This window comes from Pantoea sp. Ep11b, from assembly GCF_040783975.1.
Taxonomy (GTDB): Bacteria; Pseudomonadota; Gammaproteobacteria; order Enterobacterales; family Enterobacteriaceae; genus Pantoea.
This window is the reverse complement of the sequence record NZ_CP160631.1, coordinates 386,923-409,411: the sequence shown is the minus strand read 5'-3', so window position 1 is coordinate 409,411 and position 22,489 is coordinate 386,923. Positions and strand designations below refer to the sequence as shown.

Here is a 22,489-nt window from a genome sequence, read left to right as displayed (position 1 = left end):
TTAAGACTGCAAGACGTCAGCCAGACGGTCAAGACGGCCGCGTACGCTGCCATCAATAACCAGATCACCCGCACGGATGATCACGCCTGCCATCACAGACTTATCAATTTTGCAATTCAGCTTAACTTTGCGTGACAGACGTTTTTCCATCGCGGCGCTGATTTTATTCAGCTGGTCGTCACTCAGCGTACTGGCGGAGATAACATCGACTTCAGCGGTAGCTTCGTGAGCGTCACGCAGTTCGATGTAAAGAGCCAGTACAGCCGGAAGCGCTGTCAAACGTCCGTTTTCCGCCATCACCTTAATCAGGTTCTGCGCGGGTTCATCCAGTTGATCACCACATACTGCGTTAAACGACGCTGCCAACGCTTCAGGTGCTAATGCACCGGAAAGAAGATCAGCCATCTGTTCATTGCGAGCCACTTCTGCGGCAAACGCCAGCATCTGTTGCCAGCGTTCTATACTTTGATGCTCAACAGCAAAGTCAAAAGCTGCTTTGGCGTAGGGGCGAGCTACAGTAATCAGATCAGACATCAGCCCCTCCCTCCTTACAGTTCAGCGACCAGTTTATCAACGATGTCGCTGTTAGCAGCTTCATCCACGGAACGTTCGATGATCTTCTCGGCACCAGCCATAGCCAGCAACGCAACCTGCTTACGCAGTTCTTCACGCGCACGTTTGCGTTCGGCGTCAATTTCAGCCTGCGCTTGTGTCACGATGCGATTACGTTCGTTTTCAGCTTCGGTTTTGGCTTCGTCCAGAATCTGCGCGCGACGCTTGTTCGCTTGCTCGATAATGACCTGAGCGTCTTCTTTGGCTTTTTTCAGCTGGTCGGTCGCATTAGCCTGCGCGAGATCCAAATCTTTCTTTGCACGTTCAGCAGAAGCAAGGCCTTCAGCAATTTCTTTCTGGCGCTTTTCGATGGCAGCCATAATCGGCGGCCATACGTACTTCATGCAGAACGCGACAAACAGGATGAACGCGATAGCCTGGCCGAGGATTGTTGCATTAATGTTCACAGCACAATGCCTCTAGATTGAGTATTTAACTTTTCTGCCGTTATCGCTGTGATAAGCGGCAGAATCCGTTCACCCCTGCACATTGTGCGTTGAGTGAACACAAGGGCTTTAGGCGACAGCAAACATCACGTACAGACCCAGACCAACAGCGATCATCGGGATTGCATCCACCAGACCCATTACAACAAAGAACTGCGTACGCAGCAGAGGAATCAGGTCAGGCTGACGAGCAGCGCCTTCCAGGAATTTTCCTCCGAGGATGCCGATACCGATCGCAGCACCGATTGCCGCCAGGCCCATCATCACAGCGGCAGCCATGTACAGCAGATCCATATTCAGGTTTTCCATGACAGTCTCCAGTTTGTTTCAGTTAAATGCTCCCTTCATCTTCCGGGCTTCAGCGACGTGCGCTGCCGCCCGAAATCAAGAGGGAAAGTAGTGTTGAGAAAAAAATCAATGTTCTTCAGATGCCATCGACAGATAGACAATCGTGAGGACCATGAAAATGAAAGCCTGTAGCGAAATGATCAGGATGTGGAAAATGGCCCACGGCACATTCAGCACCCACTGCGACCACCACGGCAACAGACCGGCAATAAGGATAAAGATCAGTTCACCCGCATACATGTTACCGAACAGTCGTAAACCCAGTGACACAGGCTTAGACAGCAGGCTCACACCTTCCAGAATCAGGTTGATCGGGATGAAGATCGGGTGGTTAAAAGGCTGCAGCGTCAGCTCTTTCGTGAAGCCGCCAATGCCTTTCATTTTGATGCTGTAGAACAGAATCAAAATAAATACGCCCAACGCCATAGACAGCGTGATGTTCACGTCTGCAGACGGTACGACGCGCAGCGCCGGTAACCCCAACAGATGCTCACCAATATATGGCAGCAGGTCGATTGGCAGCAGATCCATGAAGTTCATCAGGAAGACCCAGACAAAAATTGTCAGAGCCAGCGGGGCGATAAGTTTGCTCTTACCGTGATACATGTCGCGCACGTTACTATCAACGAAACCGACAACCAGTTCGATAGCCGCCTGCATTTTCCCTGGCACACCGCTGGTGACAGACTTCGCCACGCTACGGAACAACACCAGGAAGATAACTCCCAGCACCAGAGAGAAAAACATGGAATCGATATTTAATACCCAGAACGTCGCGGGAGCGTCGTGCGGATTCACTAACTCGAAGGTACGCAGGTCCAACTGAAGATGTGTCAGGTGGTGACCAATGTACTCTTGCGGAGTAGAGATTTCTCCTGCAGCCATGATGCCTCTTACCCTTTGTTGTTAATTACCGCCGGTGCCAGCATTTGTACCACCAGCACCGATAACCAGGTTATCCCGACCGGCCAGAAAGCCGCTCCGAATAGACCCAACGCCACAATGAGCAAAATGATGGTCGCAAACACTTTGGCTATTTCACCCAAAGCGAAGCTCCACGCGACTCGCCCCGAAGCGGGGGGTTGCCCCTGCAGGCGCCAGGCTAAAAACAAAAACAATACGTTTGGCAGCCAGGCTGCCGCACCGCCAGCCAGAGCAGAGACACCCCAGATGACATCTTTCACAGCAAAGAGTGCGCCGATGATGACTATTGTCACCAGCTGAATCATCAGCACCGTTCGGGCGAATTTTACACTGTAAAGAGACACTGACATGACGCTGATACTCTCCTGCCCCGTTAGGGGTATGTCGCGTGTCGTATAAGACTGCCTTTGCGCAGTTGAGTCAAGCAGCAAAAGCCGTGCAAATTATACGGGCCGCACCTGCGATTTCAATCGGTAAGTAGCGAAAAGGTGAACAATTATTTAAATTTCTTTCCGGAGGGCTATTTTTCCAAAGATCACCCTGCGGCGATTCACCCTCATCTGGCCAAAAATTCTCGTCTGTCGGGCTTTTAAAGCGTGCTTTAGATCACATAATAAGCACTTGTGCCAGCCAGAGTTTTATCTTCACGCTATTTAAGAACAATCCGCAAAAAGTTTTAACCCTTTTAAATCATTGGCTTAGGATTTTAAAAAAGCCTTTCCGGAACAATTTTCACAGAAAATACGCTATTGACATCGAACGTTGCCTGATAAACGTGAAATTCATATTACGTACGCGAAGTTATTACCTCGATATATTTTCATCCGTGACTACCTCTATTCCGTCACACCGCTATACAGGTGATATTTCTGATAACTAAATGTGAATTAATCGTTAAATGTAACAGAGCTTTTCGGATAATTTCCGTCACCCTTTTAACCCTCACACCGTTACGTCTTAATCAAAATCTTTTATTGATGGCGCATCATCTGCCCTTTTTTGCCACAAAGCCGATCGCGGAAGTGGCAGAAAAGTGTGCAGTTCCTGACCAGCAGGCTCTTACTGCCGACGAAGGATCACCAGATGACGATCGCCTTCCAGCTGCGGAACCTGCAGCTTAATAACCGCATCAGCAACGTAGCCCGCCGGTAACTCAGCAATTTCATCATCCGGACGCACGCCTTTAAGCGCGAAAAAGCGCCCTTCCCCACCCGGCAGATGATGACACCAGTTCACCATGTCGGTCAGCGAGGCGAACGCCCGGCTGATGACGCCATCAAAAGGGGGCTCAGGGGGGAACGCTTCAACCCGGCTCTGAACCGGAGCAATGTTAGTAAGTCCTAACTCATGCTGAACCTGGCGCAGGAAGCGGACCCGTTTGCCCAGGCTGTCGAGCAGCGTGAAGTGCGCATCCGGCATCACGATAGCCAGCGGAATGCCAGGCAGACCCGGGCCGGTACCGACATCGATAAAGCGTGACCCGCTGAGATGCGGCGCCACTACGATGCTGTCGAGGATATGACGGACCAGCATCTGCTGCGGGTCGCGCACCGAGGTCAGGTTATAGGCTTTGTTCCACTTATCCAGCAGGCCGACATAGGCAACCAGCTGCTGTTTTTGTTGATCGGAGAGGGAAATACCGGCTGCTTTCAGCAGCGATGTGAGTGTGTTGATCACAGCATAAGTCCATTCAGCGGGGGCGAGTTACCTCGCCCCGTTTCAGATCAGGCGCTTTTGCGCAGCAGACCCTGTTTTTTCAAGTAGATCAGCAGAATTGAGATGGCCGCCGGCGTAATGCCCGAGATGCGGGTCGCCTGACCAATCGACGTCGGCTTATGATCGTTCAGCTTGGCGATCACCTCGTTTGAGAGGCCACTGACCTGACGATAGTCGAGCTCCACCGGCAGCAGCGTATTCTCGTTACGCAACTGGCGATCGATCTCTTCCTGCTGACGCGCGATATAGCCTTCATATTTGACCTGGATCTCAACCTGCTCTGCGGCCTGCTCGTCTGCCAGTGCCGGACCATAGCTCTCCAGGGTCATCAGCTTCAGATAGGTCATTTCCGGGCGGCGCAGCAGATCTTCACCACTGGCCTCTTTGGTCAGCGGCGCACTGAGCACCCTGTTCACATCTGTCACATGATCGGACTTCGGATGAACCCAGATATCACGCAGACGCTGACGCTCCTGTTCGATCGCTTCCAGCTTCTGATTGAAACGTGCCCAGCGCGCATCATCCACCAGGCCAAGCTCACGACCGGTTTCGGTCAGGCGCAGATCGGCATTATCTTCGCGCAGCATCAGACGGTACTCAGCACGCGAGGTAAACATGCGGTACGGCTCTTTGGTGCCGAGTGTGCAGAGGTCATCAACCAGCACGCCCAGATAAGCCTGGTCACGACGCGGCGCCCAGCCCTCTTTGTCAGCAGACTGACGGGCCGCATTCAGACCGGCCAGCATCCCCTGCGCAGCCGCCTCTTCATAACCGGTGGTGCCGTTGATCTGGCCGGCGAAGAACAGGCCGTGAATAAATTTGCTCTCCAGCGTCGGTTTCAGATCGCGCGGATCGAAGAAGTCATACTCAATGGCATAGCCAGGGCGCACGATCTTCGCGTTCTCCATGCCCTGCATCGAGCGGACGATCTGAATCTGTACGTCAAACGGCAGGCTGGTAGAGATACCGTTCGGATAGATCTCGTTGCTGGTCAGCCCTTCCGGCTCCAGGAAGATCTGATGCGAGTTGCGATCGGCAAAGCGCATCACCTTATCTTCGATCGACGGGCAATAGCGCGGGCCGATCCCTTCGATAATCCCGGCGTACATCGGGCTGCGATCCAGGTTGCTGCGGATCACCTCATGGGTTTTCTCGTTGGTATGGGTGATCCAGCACGGCACCTGCTGCGGATGTTCAGCAGCACTGCCCATGAAGGAGAAGACCGGCATCGGGTTGTCACCGTGCTGCGGCGTCAGCACCGAAAAATCGATGGAGCGCGCATCGATGCGCGGCGGCGTACCTGTCTTAAGGCGGTTCACCCGCAGCGGCAGCGCACGCAGGCGTTTTGCCAGCGGAATGGACGGCGGATCGCCAGCGCGACCACCACTGTAGTTGTCCAGACCGATATGAATTTTGCCATCAAGGAAGGTGCCGACGGTCAGAACTACGGTTTTTGCGCGGAACTTCAGGCCCATCTGGGTGACCGCGCCCACGACGCGATCGTTTTCCACGATAAGATCGTCGACCGCCTGCTGGAAGATCATCAGGTTAGGCTGATTCTCCAGTGCCGTGCGCACGGCCTGGCGATAGAGCACGCGATCCGCCTGCGCACGGGTCGCCCGGACGGCCGGCCCTTTGCTCGCGTTTAGTATCCTGAACTGGATACCCGCCTGGTCGATCGCACGGGCCATCAGACCCCCTAAGGCATCCACTTCCTTCACCAGATGTCCTTTGCCAATGCCACCGATCGCCGGGTTACAGGACATTTGTCCAAGCGTATCAATGTTATGGGTGAGTAACAGGGTTTGCTGACCCATTCGGGCGGCCGCCATTGCGGCTTCGGTGCCCGCATGACCACCACCAATTACGATGACGTCAAAAGGATCCTGATAAAACATGAAGTGGTACCTCGGTTAATTAACGTGCAGGATCGTCGTCCTGGGGCGTGGATTCTACTCAAATTCCGGCTGGGGTGAAAGTCGCGGGATCGTCAGGTTTTAAAAGAAAGGATCTTAGATCTGTATATGATCTTTCTGTTAGATCTCTTATTAGGATCCCGTCCCCCTGTGGATATCTGTCAGAATAGGAGCAGAAACAACAGGATAAAGAGGATCGTTAGCTGTGAATGATCGGTGATCCTGATCCGTATAAGCTGGGATCAAAAAGCCCGCTTATCCACAGCTCAAAAAACGTTCTCGGGTTGTTCTTTGGATAACTACCGGTTATACGCACGATTGAGGGGTAGTTATCCACAAAACAAAAGAGTGAAAAAGGATAAATTCAGCATCTTCCACTGGGGATCGTGACGATTTCGCGATCCCCGACCGCCTTCAGATCGCGCTTTTCCAGCTTTCCAGCCAGGCCTCCGCCGGATCTTCGGGGATCTCATGCTCCAGCACGTCAATCTCCAGACGATCGCCGATCCGGTGCGCACCCTGGGCAATCAGCTGTGCTTCAATCTGGCGGATCGCACCACAAAAGAGATCATATTCATGGTTGCCGAGTCCGACGGCACCGAACCGCACCTGAGAGAGGTCGGGCTGCGTGTCACGAATGGCTTCAAAGAGCGGCAGCAGATTATCAGGAATATCGCCTGCACCGTGGGTGGAGCTGACCACCAGCCAGATCCCCTTGGCCGGTAGCTCATCCAGCGTCGGGCCGTGCAGCATCTGCGTTGAGAAGCCCGCATCCTGTAATTTTTCTTCCAGATGTTCAGCCACGTACTCTGCGCTACCCAGGGTACTGCCACTGATTAAGGTAATATCGGCCATCTTGCTCTCCCGGACATTAAGGCGAGCATTGTACGCTGTGATCAAGCGGTGATCCACCTGTGGACAACAGGGTTAATAGATCAGGAGAGGCGAACGCAGCCGTTGTCAGCCGCCACATTCGTCAGGGATAAGATTATGCACAGGCGAGAGGGATCAGGGTTTGATGGTGCGCATGATCGGGTTTTGCAGCGAGATCAGGGTTTCCGTGGACTGGATTTCATCGATGGTCTGGATCTTGTTGATCAACACCTGTTGCAGAGCGTCGATCGAGCGGCACATCACTTTAATAAAGATGCTGTAGTGGCCGGTGGTGTACCAGGCTTCAACCACCTCATCCAGCGCGTTCAGCTTGCTCAGCGCCGCCGGATAGTCGCGGGCGCTTTTCAGGATGATACCGATAAAGCAGCAGACATCGAACCCCAGCTGGCGGGGATCGATATCCACGCGGGTGCCCAGAATAATCCCCGCCTGTTTCATCTTCTCTACGCGCACATGAATGGTGCCGGGGCTGACGTTAAACTGTTTTGCCAGCTCGGCGTAAGCGGTGCGCGCATTCTCCAGCAGGGCATTCAGAATGCCGCGATCCAGATTATCGAGCTGCAGGTGTTCGGCCATGGCCATCCTCGTTATAGGTCTGCTTGAGTAACAGGGGTGAATGTGCAGCAAAATAGCGATTCAGGCAACTCCCGGCAGCGACGGGCGCCGCTGCCGGTTCACTTAACGTTTACGCCAGAGCGTGACCTGCGCCAGCGTGTGCTGGAACTTGCGGGCCGTTTCGCGGATCACAAAGGGCACATCCTGCGGTTCGCCGACCTGCTCGAAGTCGGCCGCCAGCAGACGTTGCAGCGCCTGTAGCGTCGTCAGCGCTTCGCCGTTTTCGCGCACGCCGCCCAGCCAGTTCTCCTTCGGCGTGAACGCCTCCAGCCAGGTATAGGGCGATGAAAGCAGCAGAATGCCGCCCTGCCGCAGCATCGGCGTCACGTCGCGCAGGAAACGCGCAGGCTGTCGCAGACGGTCGATCAGGTTAGAGGCGAGCACCAGATCGTAACGATCGGGCTGTGGCTTGAGGTTGCAGGCGTCACCCTGCACAAACTGGATCCGCTGCGCCAGTGCGCTCTCCGGGACGAAATCTTTCAGGCGAACCTGGCGATATTCGACCAGATCGCCCTCCTGGGGCAGCAGATAACGGAAATCTTCGCCGCTGGCCAGCTGCAGCGCCACATCGATAAAGCGTGCCGAATAGTCCATGCCGGTCACCCGGTCGAAATGGCGGGCCAGTTCGAAGCTGGCGCGGCCGGTGGCGCAGCCGATGTCCAGCGCCTCGCCGCGCGCGTGGGTGTGCTCCAGCGCCAGCCTGACCAGGCTTTCGGCGTAGTTATCGACACCGAAATAGCGCGGACCATACTGGAAATCGAGATACTGCGACACCATCGCATCCGACTCATAGGGGTTCAGCGCCATGGTCTCCTGATGCGTGGAGACGACATAGCGGAAACCGGCATGCTGGAAGAAGTGGCGACGGAACGCATAGCGAGCCGATTTCAGTGCTTCGTTGCCGGTCGAGATCCAGCTGCCGCCTTTGATCAGCGAATGTTTGCCATCAAAGGTTGGGGTAGAGAAATCGTCGTAAAGCGGATGGACTTTAAAGCCTTCGAAGCCGTTGGTCGGCGTGGTTGTCCACTGCCAGACGTTCCCGACGATATCGAAGAAACTGCCCTGCGCGAACAGATCGACCGGAGATGAGGAAGCCCAGTACGCCAGATTGATATTGCCCGGCGCCCGCTCCCAGTCCGGCTGATCGCCAGCCACCTGCTCACGCAGCTGCGCCCATTCGGCTTCGCAGGGCAGCTGAATGGCCATACCGGTCTGCGCCGCTTTCCAGCGACAGAACGCGGCCGCCTCCAGCTGATTGACCTCGGCAGGCCAGTCCCACGGCATGGCGACTTCTTCGCACATCAGGCGCAGTTTTAGCTGATCGGGCATCTCAGGCGTGCCCACCCAGAAGGTCGGCATTACCGCACCGGCAAACTGACACCAGCCCCAGCCTTCGTCATCCCACCAGCGGCGATCCTGATAGCCGCCAGCCTCGACGAACGCAAAATATTCCGCGTTGCTGACCAGCATCCTGCTCGCCTGGAACGGCTGCAGCGTGATCTGCTGACGGCCATATTCGTTATCCCAGCCATAGGTATCGTCGGTTTTTCCCAGGGTGACGGTGCCGCCGGGCATCGGCAGCAGGCTGTTAGCGGGCACGGTTTCGCGCTGGTGGCGCGCCATCGGACAGACCGGCCAGGCGGCCTGCGGCCGGACCCACTCAAGCGGTAACTGGCGTATCAGCACGCTGGAGGTTTCCAGATGAATACGTTCATGCTCGATACCCATCAGGATCACCCAGGCCGGGCTTTCCCAGGTGATTGGCAGCGTAACAGGCATGGTCTGGATCAGATCGCTGACCAGCGCCTTCACGCGCCCGCGGTATTCGCGCACGGCGTCAATGGTCGGCCAGTCATAGTGGCTGTCGTTGAGATCGTCCCAGCTCATCTCATCCACGCCGATCGCCATCATCGCTTCGATGCGATCGTCCAGGCGGGCGTCGATCAGGCGTCCGGCCATCAGCTTATTAATGTAGAACGTCGCGGTATGACCAAAATAGAAGATCAACGGATGGCGCAGCGGAATGGCTTTGTTGAACCAGGCCTTTGAATCGGCCAGACAGGTGAACAGGCTTTCATACTGTTCCCAGGTCTGAAGAAAATAGGCCAGCAATTCGGCACGTTTTTGTTCAATGTTCTGGCCGGAGAGCAATAACGTCCGCGTCGGGGCTGGCAAATCGCGGTGGGGTTGAGCAAGCGTCACAGGAAGCTCCAGATTGCTGAGTAAGTGAAACGGTAATTTACTATAGCAAAGAAGCTTTTCGGTCAGATGACTTAACGGCGCCAGTGGCGCAGCAGACGGCTTTTCATGCCGGTATCGAAGCGCCAGATATGGTCGAAGATGCGCAGAATGCCGGGTTTTCCGTGGGCCGACATCGCCACGGCGTGAAAACGTTGCTGATTATGTCGCTGGCGTTTTTTAATTGCGCCGATCACCTCTTCCGGCAGGCGCTGAGCGATAAAATCAGAGACGATCACCGCATCCGCTTCCTGCCACAGGCTGCCCTCCATTCGGGTTACCACCGAGGAGAGGCAGGCGGCCAGGTCGGTGCCGCCGCGAAAACGCTGGCTCAGGAAGCGGATCGCCTGTTCCAGCCCGTCATCGCCGGTCAGCTCATAGCCAATCACCTCATGCGCGAACAGCATGATGTAGCAGCGACGACGATCGGCCAGCGCGACCTTCAGCAGCGCCAGACAGAAGGCTTTGGCGCAGCGCTCGTTAAAGCCGCCCATCGAACCGGAGGTATCGACGCAGACGATAAAAGGACCGCGCGGCTGCTCTTCATGCTGCTGATGGCTGGCCGGACGCATCGTCACCTTCTCATGCCAGGCGTCACCCTGCAGCCTGTAAGTCAGCAGCCGTTTCTCAACCAGCCGCCGGTAAAACTCCAGCTCCAGTTCGCTGATGCTCAGCGCCGCGAGTTCCGGTGGCAGCAGACGCAGCACATCATCGCTTTGATGAATGCCGCTGACCTCCTCCGGCACGGCGTCAGGCTCCTGCACCAGCTGGTGGAAGGCCTCCAGAGGGGCCTCCTGTGACGGCACCGATTTGGCCTCCCGGCTGCGTCCCAGCTGCCGGGCCAGCGTCATCAGCTCCGGTTGCTGCGCCAGAAAATCGCCATACTGCAGCATCAGCTGATAGTCGCCGGGCTGCAGTGACGCTTTGCTCATGTCCCACAACCGGCCAGCGGCTGCTTCATCATCGTCACCGAGAACCGGTGCCAGCTGGCCGCTCAGCGCCATGCGCTGCTGCAGTTCCGCCATCAGGCGCTCGCGCTGCTGCTCCAGCAAATCCTGATTCAGCGTCAGGGTCTGTAAGGTCAGGCTCAGTCGCCAGCGCTGCAAAAAAAGCTGATGCTGTGCGCTGCTGAGCTGACGGGTCTCCGCGTGCTGCAGCAGCCGGTGTGCTTCATCAAGGAAAGGGGATGGCAGGCTTTCAAGCGCCTGAAGGGTGGTATCCAGCTGGTGGCTGAATTCACGATCGCTGAACAGCTGTACCCGCTGAAACAGCTGAAACTCCTCCGCCAGCGTCGCCGGAACGGGCGTAGCTTTGAGTTCTGCATTGATCTCTGCGCGCCAGCGCGGCACGTCGCGCAGCAGCGCTTTTTTCAGTCCGGGAAATTTTTCAAAAAACAGCGCCAGCTGGGGAGACGCCAGCAGAGCAATAATCAGCTCTTCAATCAGTTCAGTCTCCCCCACCGAGAGCAGGGTGCTGAGCGTCTCCACGGAGATCATTTACGCGCCTGTTTCAGCTGTTCCGCCACATCCTGCAGGCTGGTTTCCACCCGCGCCAGCCAGTCATCGCTGATAAAGAGGCAGCGCTGATGCTGACTGAAGAGATGGCGCTGGGAACGCAGCTCGCTCTCCAGCGCATCCAGTGCCTCACTGATCTCACCCGGCAGCGGCTCGCGGGTGTTGACGCCAGGCAGGGTGAGACGCGACGACTGCAGGCTGACATCCCGGACCGCCAGACAGTGCTGCGCATCCACCTGTAAATCCAGACTCTGGGCAAAGCCAATGCCGTTCAGCTTGCCGCGTACCTCGCCCCCTTTCTGCAGCCACTGATTCAGGGCGTCACGGGCGATCACCAGATGCGTCACCTGCATATCGTGCAGCGTCAGCGGCTTCTGCAGCATCAGCGTCAGCTGCTCATCGGTGAGATTTTCCGGCATATCGTAATGGGGTTTGCGGCTGAACATACCGCTGTGCTTCTCCAGGGTGATCGCCTGGGCGATACTCTGCTGTTGCTGCAGCGCCAGGCGGCGCGCGTTGATCTGCTGCAGTTTAAGCAGCATCGACTGCTGCTGCCAGGCGTGTAACGTCATCAGCTGATCGATTTCGCGTTCCAGCAGCTGCATGGAGGCGACGTCGTGCCAGAGACAATCCTTCAGCAGGATTAGGTCGACAGGGGCAATGGCGTTGCGCCCGCTGTAAAAGGCACTCGCCTGCAGCAGATGAATGGCCTTCTTCCAGCGACGGTCGGAAATGTAGGGTGCGGCGGGCTGGCTCTCCAGCTGCTGGCGCAGCTGATAAATCAGCTCAAACACCGCATCGGGCAGAGAGACCTGGCTGATGCCAAGCTGCCACTGCGCATACTCTTCATCGCTGATGCGCAGCGATTCCGCCACCGGATTGGCGTGCTCATCCTGCTGGTGGGTCAGCAGGCTGCGGAAGTTCTGCTTCTCATGCACGTTATCCAGCCACAGACGGATCAGCATCCGGTCATAGAGCGCCTCAAGGCCGCTGTCGGCTTCCGGTAGCTCGTTGGAGGCGGTAACCAGCAGCCGCATCGGGATTTTCTCTTCGCTGTCACCATTGCGGAAGCGGCGTTCGTTAATGGCGGTCAGCAGGGTATTCAGGATCGCCGGACCGGCTTTCCAGATCTCATCCAGAAAGACAATTTCCGCGTCGGGCAGATAGCCTTTTGTCAGACGCTGATAGCGTCCTTCATCCTTGAGCGCCTGAATGGAGAGCGGGCCAAACACCTCTTCCGGCGTGGAAAAGCGGGTCATCAGATATTCAAAGGCGCGGGCGTGCTGAAAGGCATATTTAAGGCGGCGGGCAATCAGACTCTTGGCGATACCGGGCGGTCCCAGCAGGAATACGCTCTCACCGCTCAGCGCCGCCAGCAGGCAGAGGCGAATGGCGTGATGACGCTCATACAATCCTTTTTCTAACGCATTGCTGAGGCGAGAAATTCTTTCTGCCAAAAGGTGGGGTTGAGCCATAATCACATCAATATCCTTACGATCGTCGGGCCGCCGCGCTTAAGCAAGCGCCTTACTCTATAGATCATCATGCGCGAAAGCGTTGATAGCTGTCAGCTTTTTTGTTTCAGAAGGTTTGCGTGGTTAAAAGTGGCGTTAAATGAGACTTTACCGCCTGAAACGGCCCTGTGAGCCGGACTGAGAGGCGAAGCGGGTATAGGAATTTTCGGCAATACGTGCATACTGTGCGCTTTTTGATGGCCTGAGCGAGGGGTGTTGCGCCTCTTAGACTCCAACAAAAGATAACTCTATGAGCTCGGATAATAAGCAGTCACTTCGTGGATTAACGCTGGCCGCGATTGGTGTTGTTTACGGGGATATCGGCACCAGTCCGCTGTACACCCTGCGTGAATGTCTCTCCGGACAGTTTGGCTTCGGTGTTGAACGGGAAGCGGTATTTGGCTTTCTGTCGCTGATTTTCTGGCTGCTGGTGCTGGTGGTCTCACTGAAATATATCAGTTATGTGATGCGCGCCGACAACGCCGGTGAAGGCGGCATTCTGACACTGATGTCGCTGGCGGGCCGGCATACCGGGGGGCGCGCCACGGCGATACTGGTGATCATGGGCCTGATTGGCGGCAGCTTCTTCTATGGCGAGGTGGTGATCACGCCGGCTATTTCGGTGATGTCAGCTATTGAAGGCCTGGAGATTGCCGCACCGTCGCTGGATCCCTTTATTGTGCCGATGTCGATTGCGGTCCTGACGCTGCTGTTCGTGATCCAGAAACATGGCACCGGCATGGTGGGAAAACTCTTTGCTCCGGTGATGCTGGTGTGGTTCCTGGTGCTGGCCGTGCTTGGCGGTCTTGGCATCATGAAGAATCCGGAGGTGCTGCACGCGCTGAATCCCGCGTATGCCGTGGAGTTCTTCCTGCACTATAAATCGGTCTCCTTCTTCGCCCTGGGCGCGGTGGTGCTGGCGATAACCGGGGTTGAAGCACTCTACGCCGATATGGGGCACTTCGGTAAAGTGCCGATCCGGCTGGCATGGTTCTCGGTAGTGCTGCCTTCGCTGGTGCTGAACTACTTTGGTCAGGGTGCGCTGTTACTCAGCGATCCCAAAGCGATTAAGAACCCCTTCTTTCTGCTGGCGCCGGACTGGGCGCTGATCCCGATGCTGATTCTGGCAACGCTGGCGACGGTTATCGCGTCACAGGCGGTCATCTCCGGGGTCTTCTCACTGACCCGTCAGGCGGTGCGCCTGGGGTATCTGCCGGGGATGCGCATCATTCACACCTCTGAGCGGGAATCGGGCCAGATCTATATTCCGGTCATCAACTGGGTGCTCTATTTTGCGGTGCTGATTGTGATCATCAGCTTCGAGCACTCCAGCAACCTGGCTGCGGCCTATGGTATCGCCGTAACCGGCACGATGGTGCTGACCGCGATCCTCTCCTGCACCGTGGCCGTGAAAAACTGGCACTGGCATAAGCTGGCGGTCGGCGTCATCCTGGTGCTGATGCTCTGTATCGACGTGCCGCTGTTTACGGCGAACCTGGTGAAAATCTTTTCGGGTGGCTGGCTGCCGCTCTGTCTCGGCATGGTGATGTTTATCATTATGACGACGTGGAAAAGCGAACGTTTCCGCCTGCTGCGCCGTATGCATGAGCACGGCAACTCCCTGGAGGCGATGATCGCCTCACTGGAGAAGTCGCCGCCGGTTCGGGTGCCTGGCACGGCGGTCTATATGTCGCGCGCCCTGAATGTGATTCCGTTTGCCATGCTGCACAATCTCAAGCACAACAAGGTGTTGCATGAGCGGGTCGTGTTGCTGACGTTGCGGACAGAAGATGCCCCTTACGTTCACAACGTGCGGCGCGTCACCATTGAGCAGCTGTCGCCCACCTTCTGGCGGGTGGTGGCGAGCTACGGCTGGCGCGAAACGCCTAACGTCGAGGAGATTTTCCATCGGTGCGGGCTGGAAGGGCTGAACTGTCGCATGATGGAGACCTCCTTCTTTATGTCGCACGAGTCGCTGATCATCGGCAAACGTCCGTGGTATCTGCGCCTGCGCGGCAAACTCTTCCTGGCACTGCAGCGCAACGCGCTCCGTGCGCCGGACCAGTTTGAGATCCCGCCAAATCGGGTGATCGAGCTGGGAACCCAGGTCGAGATTTGATCGGCCGCGCCCGCCTTACGGGGTGGGCGCTCACCAGCGCAGCGTGACGCAGAGTCCGCTGCCGGGTCGCTGGCTGAAGGCGACATGCATCCCATGCAGCTGCGCAATCTGGCGGACGATCGATAATCCCAGTCCGCTGCCACTCTTTGCCTGACCCGGCGGTCGCCAGAAACGCTCACCGAGCCGTTGCCGATCGGCGTCGCTCAGCCCCTCGCCATTATCCTCCACCGACAGGCTGTTTGCCCCTAACCGCACATCGACTTCACTGCCCGCGGGCGTATAACGAATGGCGTTATCCAGCAGATTGCGCACCAGCAGCGACAGCAGTAGCGGATTTCCCTGAAGCTGCGGATCGGCCTCCGCATGCAGCCGCAGGGTGACACCCGTTTTATGCGCCAGCGGCAGCTGGGCAGCCAGCGTCTCCTGCACCGTGCGTTTCAGCGCCACCGGTTCGAAGGCGCTGCGGGCATCCTCCGCTTCCACCCGCGAGAGCGTCAGCAGCTGATCCACCAGCCGGGTCGCACGGATGATGCCGGTATCCAGCTGCTGCAGCGCATGGGTGCGCATCACTTCATCATCTGCCGTCAGCTGGATCACCTCGCTTTGCACCTGCAGCGCCGCCAGCGGAGTGCGCAGTTCATGAGCGGCATCGGAGGTAAAGCGCCGTTCACGCTGCACCATGGCGCTGATGCGGCTGAACAGCCCGTTAAGCGCGACCATCAGCGGCTGAACCTCTTTCGGCACGCGGTCAGCCTGCAGCGGCGTGTCGTCATCCGGCGCGCGCTGCGCCAGCTGTCGCGCCAGCGTCTTCAGTGGCCGCAGTTCAGACCAGACCAGCGCGATCAGCAACAGCAGCATAAACGGCAGTGCGATCAGCCACGGCAGAACGCTGGCGCGCATCAGATCCTGCGCCATGTCATCCCGGTACTCCACCTCCTGGCCCACCACCACGCGGAACTGCCTGTCGGGGGTGGTCAGCCAGACGAATCGCCAGCGATCGTCATCGTTGGTGAGCTGCCCCTCGTGAAATCCCTGATACTCCGCCTCAAACGGCAGATAGCGGCCATTATCACCATCGTTCAGCACCTGCCTGCCGTCGCGCGTAAAGACCGCAAACGCCAGGGCGTCGTCATCCTGATCGCCGCGATGGTGGCGCAGCATCGCTTTGGTGGTGGGCAGTGTAACGTTGTCGAGCGAGGCGAAATCCAGCGTCAGCAGGCGCTTGGCCAGCAGCATCTGCTGGGTATCAAAGAGCTCATCCAGGGTTTCGCGGGTCTGATGCCAGGCGCTGAGGCTGGCACTGCCCCAGCAGATCGCCAGCAGCAGCACAAAACCGAGGCCGAGCCGCAGAAACAGGCTCATTGATCGCATCCGGTGGCTCCCAGGGTGTAACCGACGCCATGCAGCGTTCGGATAAAGTGGCTGCCCAGCTTCTTACGCAGATGATGGATATGCACTTCCACGGCGTTGCTGGAGACATCGGCATCCCAGCTGTAGAGCTTCTCTTCCAGCTGGCTGCGCGTCAGCACCCGGCCGGAGTTGCGCAGAAAGAGTTCCAGCAGCGCCAGTTCGCGGCTTTTCAGCGCAACCGGCTCGCCATCGCACATCACACTGTGGCTGCCCGGGATCAGCACCACATTGCCGTGACGCAGTTCAGGCTGCAGCTGGCCGTGACGGCGACGGATCAGCGCCTGCAAGCGAGCGGCCACTTCGGTCAGGGCGAAGGGTTTGCACAGATAGTCGTCAGCGCCCTGCTGCAGCCCTTCGATCCGCTGGTCGAGCGCATCGCGGGCGGTGAGGATCAGCACCGGCACATCGTTGCCCTGCTGTCGCCACTGCCGCAGGATATCAAGGCCGTCACGCTCAGGCAGCGAGAGATCCAGGATCACCGCATCCCAGGGCGCTGCCGCCAGGGCGTTAAAGCCCGCCTCACCCGACGTGAACCAGTCCACGCTGAAACCCAGCTTACTCAGCCCCGCCTTAATGCCGTCGCCAATCAGGCGATCGTCCTCAATCAGTAAAATACGCATCCCGTCTCCCTCTGCTGATAGCGTTTTATACGAAGCCCCTCCCGGCTTGTACAGCGGATTCCGGCGCAGCGCGCTTATTTTTAACGCTTAAGAAGCTGTTAAGAACCCTGTGGTCTACTGGGCTCATTCACACCGGCAACATGACTTAAAAAAAGGGGTACACCATGAAAAAGCACGCTGCAATTCTGGCCGTCGTAATGCTGGCTTCCGCACCGGTTTTTGCTGCCCAGCAGGGCGGATTTGTTGATCCCAGCGCACCTGCCGCGCAGACGCAGACCGCAGAGGGTCAGGGCGGATTCAAAGCCGACCACACCAGCGTCGTGACCGTGAAGCAGGCGGAAGAGATGAAGGATGACAGCTGGATCACCGTGCGTGGCAAGCTGGAAAAGCAGATCGGCCATGAAGATTATCTGTTCCGTGACCAGACCGGGACGATGAAGGTGGAGATCGATCGTAAGCACTGGAACGGGCAGACCATTTCGCCGCAGGACAACGTTGAGCTGACGGGTGAACTGGATAAAGATTTCAACAGCGTTGAGCTGGATGTAAAGCAGGTTAAGAAGCTGCCTTAACCCTCGCGGTACAGGTTCATTTCACCGACCGCAACCGACAGTCTCCGTTCATGCCGGGCCGCCTCTGCGGCCCCTTTTTTCCGGCTCCTTCCCACCTTAACGCAAATTGTCTTCCGCGTAAGCGAAACGTTTCGATAGCGATCACAGATTTTTGATCTGCTGATTGAGTTGTTGACGGCTTTTCATACACTCCCGGAAGCGAAACGTTTCGCTGTGGAGTGAAAAGATGAAAAAAGGTCGCCTGTTAAACGCTGAACTCTCTCATGTGATTGCCCGCCTGGGACACACGGATACGCTGACGATTGCCGATGCAGGCTTGCCGATCCCGGCAGGACCGCAGCGCATCGATCTGGCGCTCACGCCGGGTACGCCCGATTTTATGCAGGTGGTGAATGCCGTTGCACTGGAGATGCAGGTCGAGGGCGCCCTGATCGCCGAGGAGATTAAGCAGCACAATCCGTCACTTCATGGCGCGCTGATCGCCGTGCTCGAAGCCTTGCAACAGCACCAGGGAAATACCATCACCATCCGCTACATCAGTCATGAGACATTCAAACAACAAACGCAGCGTAGTCAGGCGGTCATTCGCAGCGGAGAGTGCTCTCCGTTTGCGAATGTCATCCTCAGCGCCGGTGTGACCTTCTGAGGCGGCTATGCAACCTTTACTGCAACTCGACGGCATTGAAAAATCCTTTCCGGGTGTAAAAGCCCTGAAAGGCGCGTCGCTGAATGTCCGGGCCGGACGCGTCATGGCGCTGGTGGGCGAAAACGGCGCAGGCAAGTCCACCATGATGAAAGTGCTGACCGGGATCTATCAGTATGATGCCGGTACGCTGCGCTGGCTGGGCAAAGAGACCCGTTTCAGTGGGCCAAAGGCCTCGCAGGAAGCGGGTATTGGCATTATCCATCAGGAACTGAACCTGATCCCGCAGTTAACCGTGGCGGAGAATATTTTCCTCGGTCGCGAATATGTCACGACGTTTGGCCGTATCCAGTGGTCACGGATGTATGCCGAAGCCGATGCACTGCTGAAGCGACTCAATCTGCGCTTCAGCAGCCATAAGCTGGTGGGCGATTTGTCGATTGGCGATCAGCAAATGGTTGAGATCGCCAAGGTGCTGAGCTTTGAGTCAAAAGTGATCATCATGGATGAGCCGACCGATGCGCTCACCGATACCGAAACGCTGTCGCTTTTTCGGGTGATCAACGAGCTGAAAGCGCAGGGCTGCGGCATCGTCTATATCTCGCATCGTATGAAAGAGATTTTTGAGATCTGCGATGACGTCACGGTGTTCCGCGATGGTCAGTTTATCGCTGAACGTCCGGTCAGCGCGCTGACCGAAGAGAGCCTGATCGAGATGATGGTCGGCCGCAAACTGGAAGATCAATACCCCCATATCGACCAGGCACCCGGCGAGGTGCGTCTCCGGGTGGAGAACGTCAGCGGCCCGGGCGTGGAGGATGTCAGCTTCAGCCTGCGCAAAGGTGAAATTCTGGGCATCTCTGGCCTGATGGGCGCGGGCCGGACCGAACTGATGAAAGTCCTCTATGGCGCGCTGCCGCGTCGGGCCGGATCCCTGTGGCTCAATGGCCGGGATGTGGTCACGCGTTCACCGCAGGATGGGCTGGCTAACGGCATCGTCTACATCTCTGAAGATCGTAAGCGCGATGGTCTGGTGCTGGGGATGTCAGTAAAAGAGAACATGTCGCTGACGGCGCTTCGCTATTTCAGTCACGGTGGCGGCACCCTGAAACATGCGGCGGAGCAGCTGGCGGTGGGCGACTTCATCCGGCTGTTTAACGTCAAAACCCCCTCTATGGAGCAGCCGATCGGCCTGCTGTCGGGGGGAAACCAGCAGAAAGTGGCGATAGCCCGCGGTCTGATGACCCGTCCGGACGTGCTGATTCTGGATGAGCCGACGCGCGGTGTGGATGTCGGCGCAAAGAAAGAGATCTATCAACTGATTAACCAGTTTAAAGCCGAAGGGCTGAGCATCATCCTGGTCTCCTCGGAGATGCCGGAAGTGCTGGGCATGAGCGACCGGATTCTGGTGATGCATGAAGGCCGTATCAGCGGCGAATTTACCCGGGAAGAGGCCACTCAGGAGAGCCTGATGGCCGCCGCCGTAGGCAAGCAACACAGCGAGGATTTAGTGGTATGACGACCCAAACTTTACCTGCCAGCCGTCGCTGGTTTAGCAAAAGCTGGCTGCTTGAACAGAAGTCGCTGATTGCGCTGCTGGTGCTGATCGCCGTGGTGGCCAGCCAGAGCCCGAACTTCTTTACCGTAGCGAACCTGTTCAACATCCTGCAGCAGACCTCGGTTAACGCCATTATGGCGGTGGGAATGACGCTGGTGATCCTGACCTCCGGTATCGACCTTTCTGTGGGGTCGTTGCTGGCCCTGACCGGTGCGGTGGGCGCCTCGCTGGTCGGTATGGAAGTGAATGCCCTCGTCGCGGTGGCGGCATCGCTGGCGCTGGGGGCGGCTATCGGCGGCGTGACCGGCACGATTGTGGCACGCGGCAAGGTACAGGCGTTTATCGCCACCCTGGTTATGATGCTGCTGCTGCGCGGTGTCACCATGGTCTACACCGATGGCAGCCCGATTAACACCGGTTTCAGCGCCAATGCCGATCTGCTGGGCTGGTTTGGTATCGGTCGTCCGCTAGGCGTTCCTGCGCCGGTCTGGCTGATGGCGCTGGTCTTCATCGCCGCCTGGTACATGCTGCAGCACACCCGTCTGGGCCGCTACATCTATGCCCTTGGCGGAAATGAGGCGGCAACGCGTCTTTCCGGCATTAACGTCAATCGCGTCAAAATCATCGTCTACTCACTGAGTGGCATGCTGGCGGCGCTGGCGGGCACGATCGAAGTAGCACGTCTCTCCTCGGCACAGCCTACGGCAGGCACCGGCTATGAGCTGGATGCGATTGCGGCGGTCGTGCTGGGCGGAACCAGCCTGGCGGGCGGTAAAGGGCGTATTTTCGGCACCCTGATTGGCGCGCTGATCCTCGGCTTTCTGAATAACGGCCTGAACCTGATGGGTGTTTCTTCGTACTACCAGATGATCGTTAAAGCGGTAGTCATCCTGCTGGCGGTGCTGGTGGATAATAAAAGCAGTAAATAACTCTGACCTTACACAGGATAACAAGATGAAAAAGTTAACCATACTGGCTGCGATCCTTGGCGCAACGCTCAGCACCGGCGCGATGGCAAAAGATACCATCGCACTGGTGGTCTCAACCCTGAACAACCCGTTCTTTGTTTCGCTGAAAGAGGGTGCTCAGAAAGAGGCGGACAAGCTGGGCTACAACCTGGTGGTGCTGGACTCTCAGAACAACCCGGCGAAAGAGCTGGCGAACGTGCAGGATCTGACGGTGCGCGGCACCAAACTGCTGCTGATCAACCCTACCGATTCTGATGCTGTAGGCAATGCCGTGAAGATGGCGAACCAGGCGAAGATCCCGGTGATTACGCTGGACCGCGTGGCCGCACAGGGCACCGTTGTCAGCCACGTCGCCTCGGATAACCGTTTCGGCGGTAAAATGGCGGGTGACTACATCGCGAAGAAAGTGGGCGAAAACGCCAAAATTATTGAGCTGCAGGGCATTGCCGGAACGTCTGCCGCCCGCGAACGTGGCGAAGGCTTCAAACAAGCCGCAGATGCACACAAATTCCAGATCCTCGCCAGCCAGCCTGCTGATTTCGACCGCACCAAGGGTCTGAACGTCATGCAGAACCTGCTGCAGGCCCATCCGGATGTGCAGGCTGTCTTCGCTCAGAACGATGAAATGGCGCTGGGTGCACTGCGTGCGCTGCAGACCGCCGGTAAAACCGGTGTGATCGTGGTAGGTTTTGACGGCACCGCGGATGGCGTGAAAGCCGTCGAAGGTGGCAAACTGTCTGCGACCGTGGCACAGATGCCAGACAAAATTGGCATGATCGGCGTGGATACCGCTGATAAAGTGCTGAAGGGTGAAAAGGTGAAGGCGATCAACCCGGTCGACCTGAAGCTGGTCACTCAATAACTCAAAGAAAAGCAGGGCACCGCGCCACCCTTCCGGTGGCGCACTTATTCCGGACTCCCCTATGAGCAAAAACGCAAAACTGGCCGTTCTTGGCAGCATTAATGCTGACCACATCCTTAATCTGGCGCACTTCCCTCGTCCCGGTGAAACGGTGATCGGGCAGGGTTATCAGATTGCGTTTGGCGGTAAAGGTGCCAATCAGGCCGTCGCAGCCGGACGTGCGGGTGCCGATATCGCCTTTATCGCCTGTGTGGGCGCTGACGACATCGGCGAACGTATCCGTCAGCAGCTGGCGCAGGACAACATTGATACCACGCCGGTCGGGATCGTTGAGGGTGAGTCGACAGGCGTGGCGATGATCTTCGTCAACGGCGAAGGTGAGAACAATATCGGCATCTACTCCGGCGCGAATGCGGCGCTGACACCCGCGTACGTCACGCGTCATCAGCAGGTGATCGCCGATGCTGATGCGCTATTAATGCAGCTGGAGTCCCCGCTGGAGAGCGTACTGGCTGCTGCCAGACTCGCCCGACAGCATCAGACCCAGGTGATCCTGAATCCGGCGCCCGCCACCCCGCTCTCCGATGAGCTGCTGGCGTTAATCGATATCATCACACCGAATGAAACCGAAGCGGAGAGTCTGACCGGTATTGCGGTCAACAGCGACGACGATGCGGCGCGCGCGGCGGCAGTGCTGCATGCCAAAGGCATCCATACGGTCCTGATTACCCTGGGACGTCGCGGCGTCTGGCTGAGCGAGCAGGGAGAGGGCCAGCGTATTGCCGGCTTCAGCGTAAAGGCCATCGACACTATTGCGGCGGGCGATACCTTTAACGGTGCCTTTATTACGGCGCGACTGGAGCAGAAACCGATGTATGACGCGGTGCGATTTGCTCATGCCGCCGCCGCGATCGCCGTCACCCGACCGGGTGCGCAGCCCTCCGTGCCGTGGCGCGCGGAGATCGATGAATTTTTGCAGCAGCAGGGCTAAGCGCTTGAG

21 protein-coding genes are annotated in these 22,489 nt (G+C 57.3%); 7 read left to right on the top strand and 14 right to left on the bottom strand.

Annotation, left to right across the window (positions count from 1 at the left end):
- From atpH to ravA, 12 genes are all read right to left on the bottom strand, one after another.
- A complete protein-coding gene (atpH, locus tag AB1748_RS02000) occupies window positions 1-534 on the bottom strand; it encodes a F0F1 ATP synthase subunit delta (RefSeq protein WP_111140951.1) in 534 nt (177 codons plus the stop codon).
- Between the two features lie 14 nt (window positions 535-548).
- Window positions 549-1,019, bottom strand: coding sequence for a F0F1 ATP synthase subunit B (gene atpF, locus AB1748_RS01995; RefSeq protein ID WP_111140950.1), 471 nt, complete (start codon window positions 1,017-1,019; stop codon window positions 549-551).
- A gap of 108 nt (window positions 1,020-1,127) precedes the next feature.
- Window positions 1,128-1,367 (bottom strand): F0F1 ATP synthase subunit C, encoded by a 240-nt coding sequence (gene atpE, locus AB1748_RS01990; protein ID WP_003849523.1) that lies wholly within the window; start codon window positions 1,365-1,367, stop codon window positions 1,128-1,130.
- A 105-nt stretch (window positions 1,368-1,472) separates the two neighbouring features.
- Window positions 1,473-2,291, bottom strand: a complete 819-nt coding sequence (gene atpB / locus AB1748_RS01985) for a F0F1 ATP synthase subunit A (protein ID WP_111140949.1) — start codon at window positions 2,289-2,291, stop codon at window positions 1,473-1,475.
- A gap of 8 nt (window positions 2,292-2,299) precedes the next feature.
- On the bottom strand, window positions 2,300-2,680 hold the full coding sequence (gene atpI, locus AB1748_RS01980; protein ID WP_111140948.1) for a F0F1 ATP synthase subunit I: 381 nt from the start codon (window positions 2,678-2,680) through the stop codon (window positions 2,300-2,302).
- Window positions 2,681-3,389: 709 nt separating this feature from the next.
- On the bottom strand, window positions 3,390-4,007 hold the full coding sequence (gene rsmG / locus AB1748_RS01975; protein WP_293773565.1) for a 16S rRNA (guanine(527)-N(7))-methyltransferase RsmG: 618 nt from the start codon (window positions 4,005-4,007) through the stop codon (window positions 3,390-3,392).
- 47 nt (window positions 4,008-4,054) lie between these two features.
- Window positions 4,055-5,944, bottom strand: coding sequence for a tRNA uridine-5-carboxymethylaminomethyl(34) synthesis enzyme MnmG (gene mnmG / locus AB1748_RS01970; RefSeq protein ID WP_111140946.1), 1,890 nt, complete (start codon window positions 5,942-5,944; stop codon window positions 4,055-4,057).
- A gap of 432 nt (window positions 5,945-6,376) precedes the next feature.
- A complete protein-coding gene (gene mioC, locus AB1748_RS01965) occupies window positions 6,377-6,817 on the bottom strand; it encodes an FMN-binding protein MioC (protein ID WP_111140945.1) in 441 nt (146 codons plus the stop codon).
- A 153-nt stretch (window positions 6,818-6,970) separates the two neighbouring features.
- A complete protein-coding gene (asnC, locus tag AB1748_RS01960; RefSeq protein WP_111140944.1) occupies window positions 6,971-7,432 on the bottom strand; it encodes a transcriptional regulator AsnC in 462 nt (153 codons plus the stop codon).
- Window positions 7,433-7,534: 102 nt separating this feature from the next.
- Window positions 7,535-9,673: a 5-histidylcysteine sulfoxide synthase gene (gene ovoA / locus AB1748_RS01955; protein WP_111140943.1), complete on the bottom strand. Its 2,139-nt coding sequence runs from the start codon at window positions 9,671-9,673 to the stop codon at window positions 7,535-7,537.
- A 71-nt stretch (window positions 9,674-9,744) separates the two neighbouring features.
- Window positions 9,745-11,205 (bottom strand): ATPase RavA stimulator ViaA, encoded by a 1,461-nt coding sequence (gene viaA, locus AB1748_RS01950; RefSeq protein WP_111140942.1) that lies wholly within the window; start codon window positions 11,203-11,205, stop codon window positions 9,745-9,747.
- Window positions 11,202-12,698, bottom strand: a complete 1,497-nt coding sequence (gene ravA, locus AB1748_RS01945) for an ATPase RavA (RefSeq protein WP_111140952.1) — start codon at window positions 12,696-12,698, stop codon at window positions 11,202-11,204. The genes viaA and ravA overlap by 4 nt, the downstream gene beginning before the upstream one ends.
- A 289-nt stretch (window positions 12,699-12,987) precedes the next feature.
- On the opposite strand from ravA, the gene kup reads away from it, so the two are divergent.
- On the top strand, window positions 12,988-14,856 hold the full coding sequence (kup, locus tag AB1748_RS01940) for a low affinity potassium transporter Kup (protein WP_111140941.1): 1,869 nt from the start codon (window positions 12,988-12,990) through the stop codon (window positions 14,854-14,856).
- Between the two features lie 30 nt (window positions 14,857-14,886).
- Here the strand turns inward: kup and qseC are convergent, their stop codons facing one another.
- Together qseC and qseB are read right to left on the bottom strand one after the other, a co-directional pair.
- A complete protein-coding gene (gene qseC, locus AB1748_RS01935) occupies window positions 14,887-16,227 on the bottom strand; it encodes a quorum sensing histidine kinase QseC (protein WP_367395941.1) in 1,341 nt (446 codons plus the stop codon).
- Window positions 16,215-16,886, bottom strand: coding sequence for a quorum sensing response regulator transcription factor QseB (gene qseB / locus AB1748_RS01930; RefSeq protein WP_111140939.1), 672 nt, complete (start codon window positions 16,884-16,886; stop codon window positions 16,215-16,217). The genes qseC and qseB overlap by 13 nt, the downstream gene beginning before the upstream one ends.
- Before the next feature lie 164 nt (window positions 16,887-17,050).
- Between qseB and AB1748_RS01925 the strand changes: the two genes are divergently transcribed.
- From AB1748_RS01925 to rbsK, 6 genes are all read left to right on the top strand, one after another.
- Window positions 17,051-17,458: a YgiW/YdeI family stress tolerance OB fold protein gene (locus tag AB1748_RS01925; protein WP_111140938.1), complete on the top strand. Its 408-nt coding sequence runs from the start codon at window positions 17,051-17,053 to the stop codon at window positions 17,456-17,458.
- Window positions 17,459-17,684: 226 nt separating this feature from the next.
- Window positions 17,685-18,104: a D-ribose pyranase gene (gene rbsD / locus AB1748_RS01920; protein ID WP_111140937.1), complete on the top strand. Its 420-nt coding sequence runs from the start codon at window positions 17,685-17,687 to the stop codon at window positions 18,102-18,104.
- Window positions 18,105-18,111: 7 nt separating this feature from the next.
- A complete protein-coding gene (gene rbsA, locus AB1748_RS01915; RefSeq protein WP_111140936.1) occupies window positions 18,112-19,620 on the top strand; it encodes a ribose ABC transporter ATP-binding protein RbsA in 1,509 nt (502 codons plus the stop codon).
- Window positions 19,617-20,588: a ribose ABC transporter permease gene (gene rbsC, locus AB1748_RS01910; protein WP_111140935.1), complete on the top strand. Its 972-nt coding sequence runs from the start codon at window positions 19,617-19,619 to the stop codon at window positions 20,586-20,588. The genes rbsA and rbsC overlap by 4 nt, the downstream gene beginning before the upstream one ends.
- Window positions 20,589-20,613: 25 nt before the next feature.
- Window positions 20,614-21,489, top strand: coding sequence for a ribose ABC transporter substrate-binding protein RbsB (rbsB, locus tag AB1748_RS01905; protein WP_111140934.1), 876 nt, complete (start codon window positions 20,614-20,616; stop codon window positions 21,487-21,489).
- A gap of 61 nt (window positions 21,490-21,550) precedes the next feature.
- A complete protein-coding gene (rbsK, locus tag AB1748_RS01900; protein WP_111140933.1) occupies window positions 21,551-22,480 on the top strand; it encodes a ribokinase in 930 nt (309 codons plus the stop codon).
- Window positions 22,481-22,489: the final 9 nt, after the last annotated feature.

What these genes read in the sequence shown, in the direction of transcription:
- atpI (WP_111140948.1), bottom strand. Translation starts at nt 2,680, where the DNA reads ATGTCAGTGTCTCTTTACAGTGTAAAATTCGCCCGAACGGTGCTGATG.
- rbsK (WP_111140933.1), top strand. Translation starts at nt 21,551, where the DNA reads ATGAGCAAAAACGCAAAACTGGCCGTTCTTGGCAGCATTAATGCTGAC.
- mioC (WP_111140945.1), bottom strand. Translation starts at nt 6,817, where the DNA reads ATGGCCGATATTACCTTAATCAGTGGCAGTACCCTGGGTAGCGCAGAG.
- rbsB (WP_111140934.1), top strand. Translation starts at nt 20,614, where the DNA reads ATGAAAAAGTTAACCATACTGGCTGCGATCCTTGGCGCAACGCTCAGC.
- qseB (WP_111140939.1), bottom strand. Translation starts at nt 16,886, where the DNA reads ATGCGTATTTTACTGATTGAGGACGATCGCCTGATTGGCGACGGCATT.
- qseC (WP_367395941.1), bottom strand. Translation starts at nt 16,227, where the DNA reads ATGCGATCAATGAGCCTGTTTCTGCGGCTCGGCCTCGGTTTTGTGCTG.
- viaA (WP_111140942.1), bottom strand. Translation starts at nt 11,205, where the DNA reads ATGATCTCCGTGGAGACGCTCAGCACCCTGCTCTCGGTGGGGGAGACT.
- atpB (WP_111140949.1), bottom strand. Translation starts at nt 2,291, where the DNA reads ATGGCTGCAGGAGAAATCTCTACTCCGCAAGAGTACATTGGTCACCAC.
- ravA (WP_111140952.1), bottom strand. Translation starts at nt 12,698, where the DNA reads ATGGCTCAACCCCACCTTTTGGCAGAAAGAATTTCTCGCCTCAGCAAT.
- rbsC (WP_111140935.1), top strand. Translation starts at nt 19,617, where the DNA reads ATGACGACCCAAACTTTACCTGCCAGCCGTCGCTGGTTTAGCAAAAGC.
- kup (WP_111140941.1), top strand. Translation starts at nt 12,988, where the DNA reads ATGAGCTCGGATAATAAGCAGTCACTTCGTGGATTAACGCTGGCCGCG.
- mnmG (WP_111140946.1), bottom strand. Translation starts at nt 5,944, where the DNA reads ATGTTTTATCAGGATCCTTTTGACGTCATCGTAATTGGTGGTGGTCAT.
- rbsD (WP_111140937.1), top strand. Translation starts at nt 17,685, where the DNA reads ATGAAAAAAGGTCGCCTGTTAAACGCTGAACTCTCTCATGTGATTGCC.
- atpE (WP_003849523.1), bottom strand. Translation starts at nt 1,367, where the DNA reads ATGGAAAACCTGAATATGGATCTGCTGTACATGGCTGCCGCTGTGATG.
- rbsA (WP_111140936.1), top strand. Translation starts at nt 18,112, where the DNA reads ATGCAACCTTTACTGCAACTCGACGGCATTGAAAAATCCTTTCCGGGT.
- atpH (WP_111140951.1), bottom strand. Translation starts at nt 534, where the DNA reads ATGTCTGATCTGATTACTGTAGCTCGCCCCTACGCCAAAGCAGCTTTT.
- asnC (WP_111140944.1), bottom strand. Translation starts at nt 7,432, where the DNA reads ATGGCCGAACACCTGCAGCTCGATAATCTGGATCGCGGCATTCTGAAT.
- AB1748_RS01925 (WP_111140938.1), top strand. Translation starts at nt 17,051, where the DNA reads ATGAAAAAGCACGCTGCAATTCTGGCCGTCGTAATGCTGGCTTCCGCA.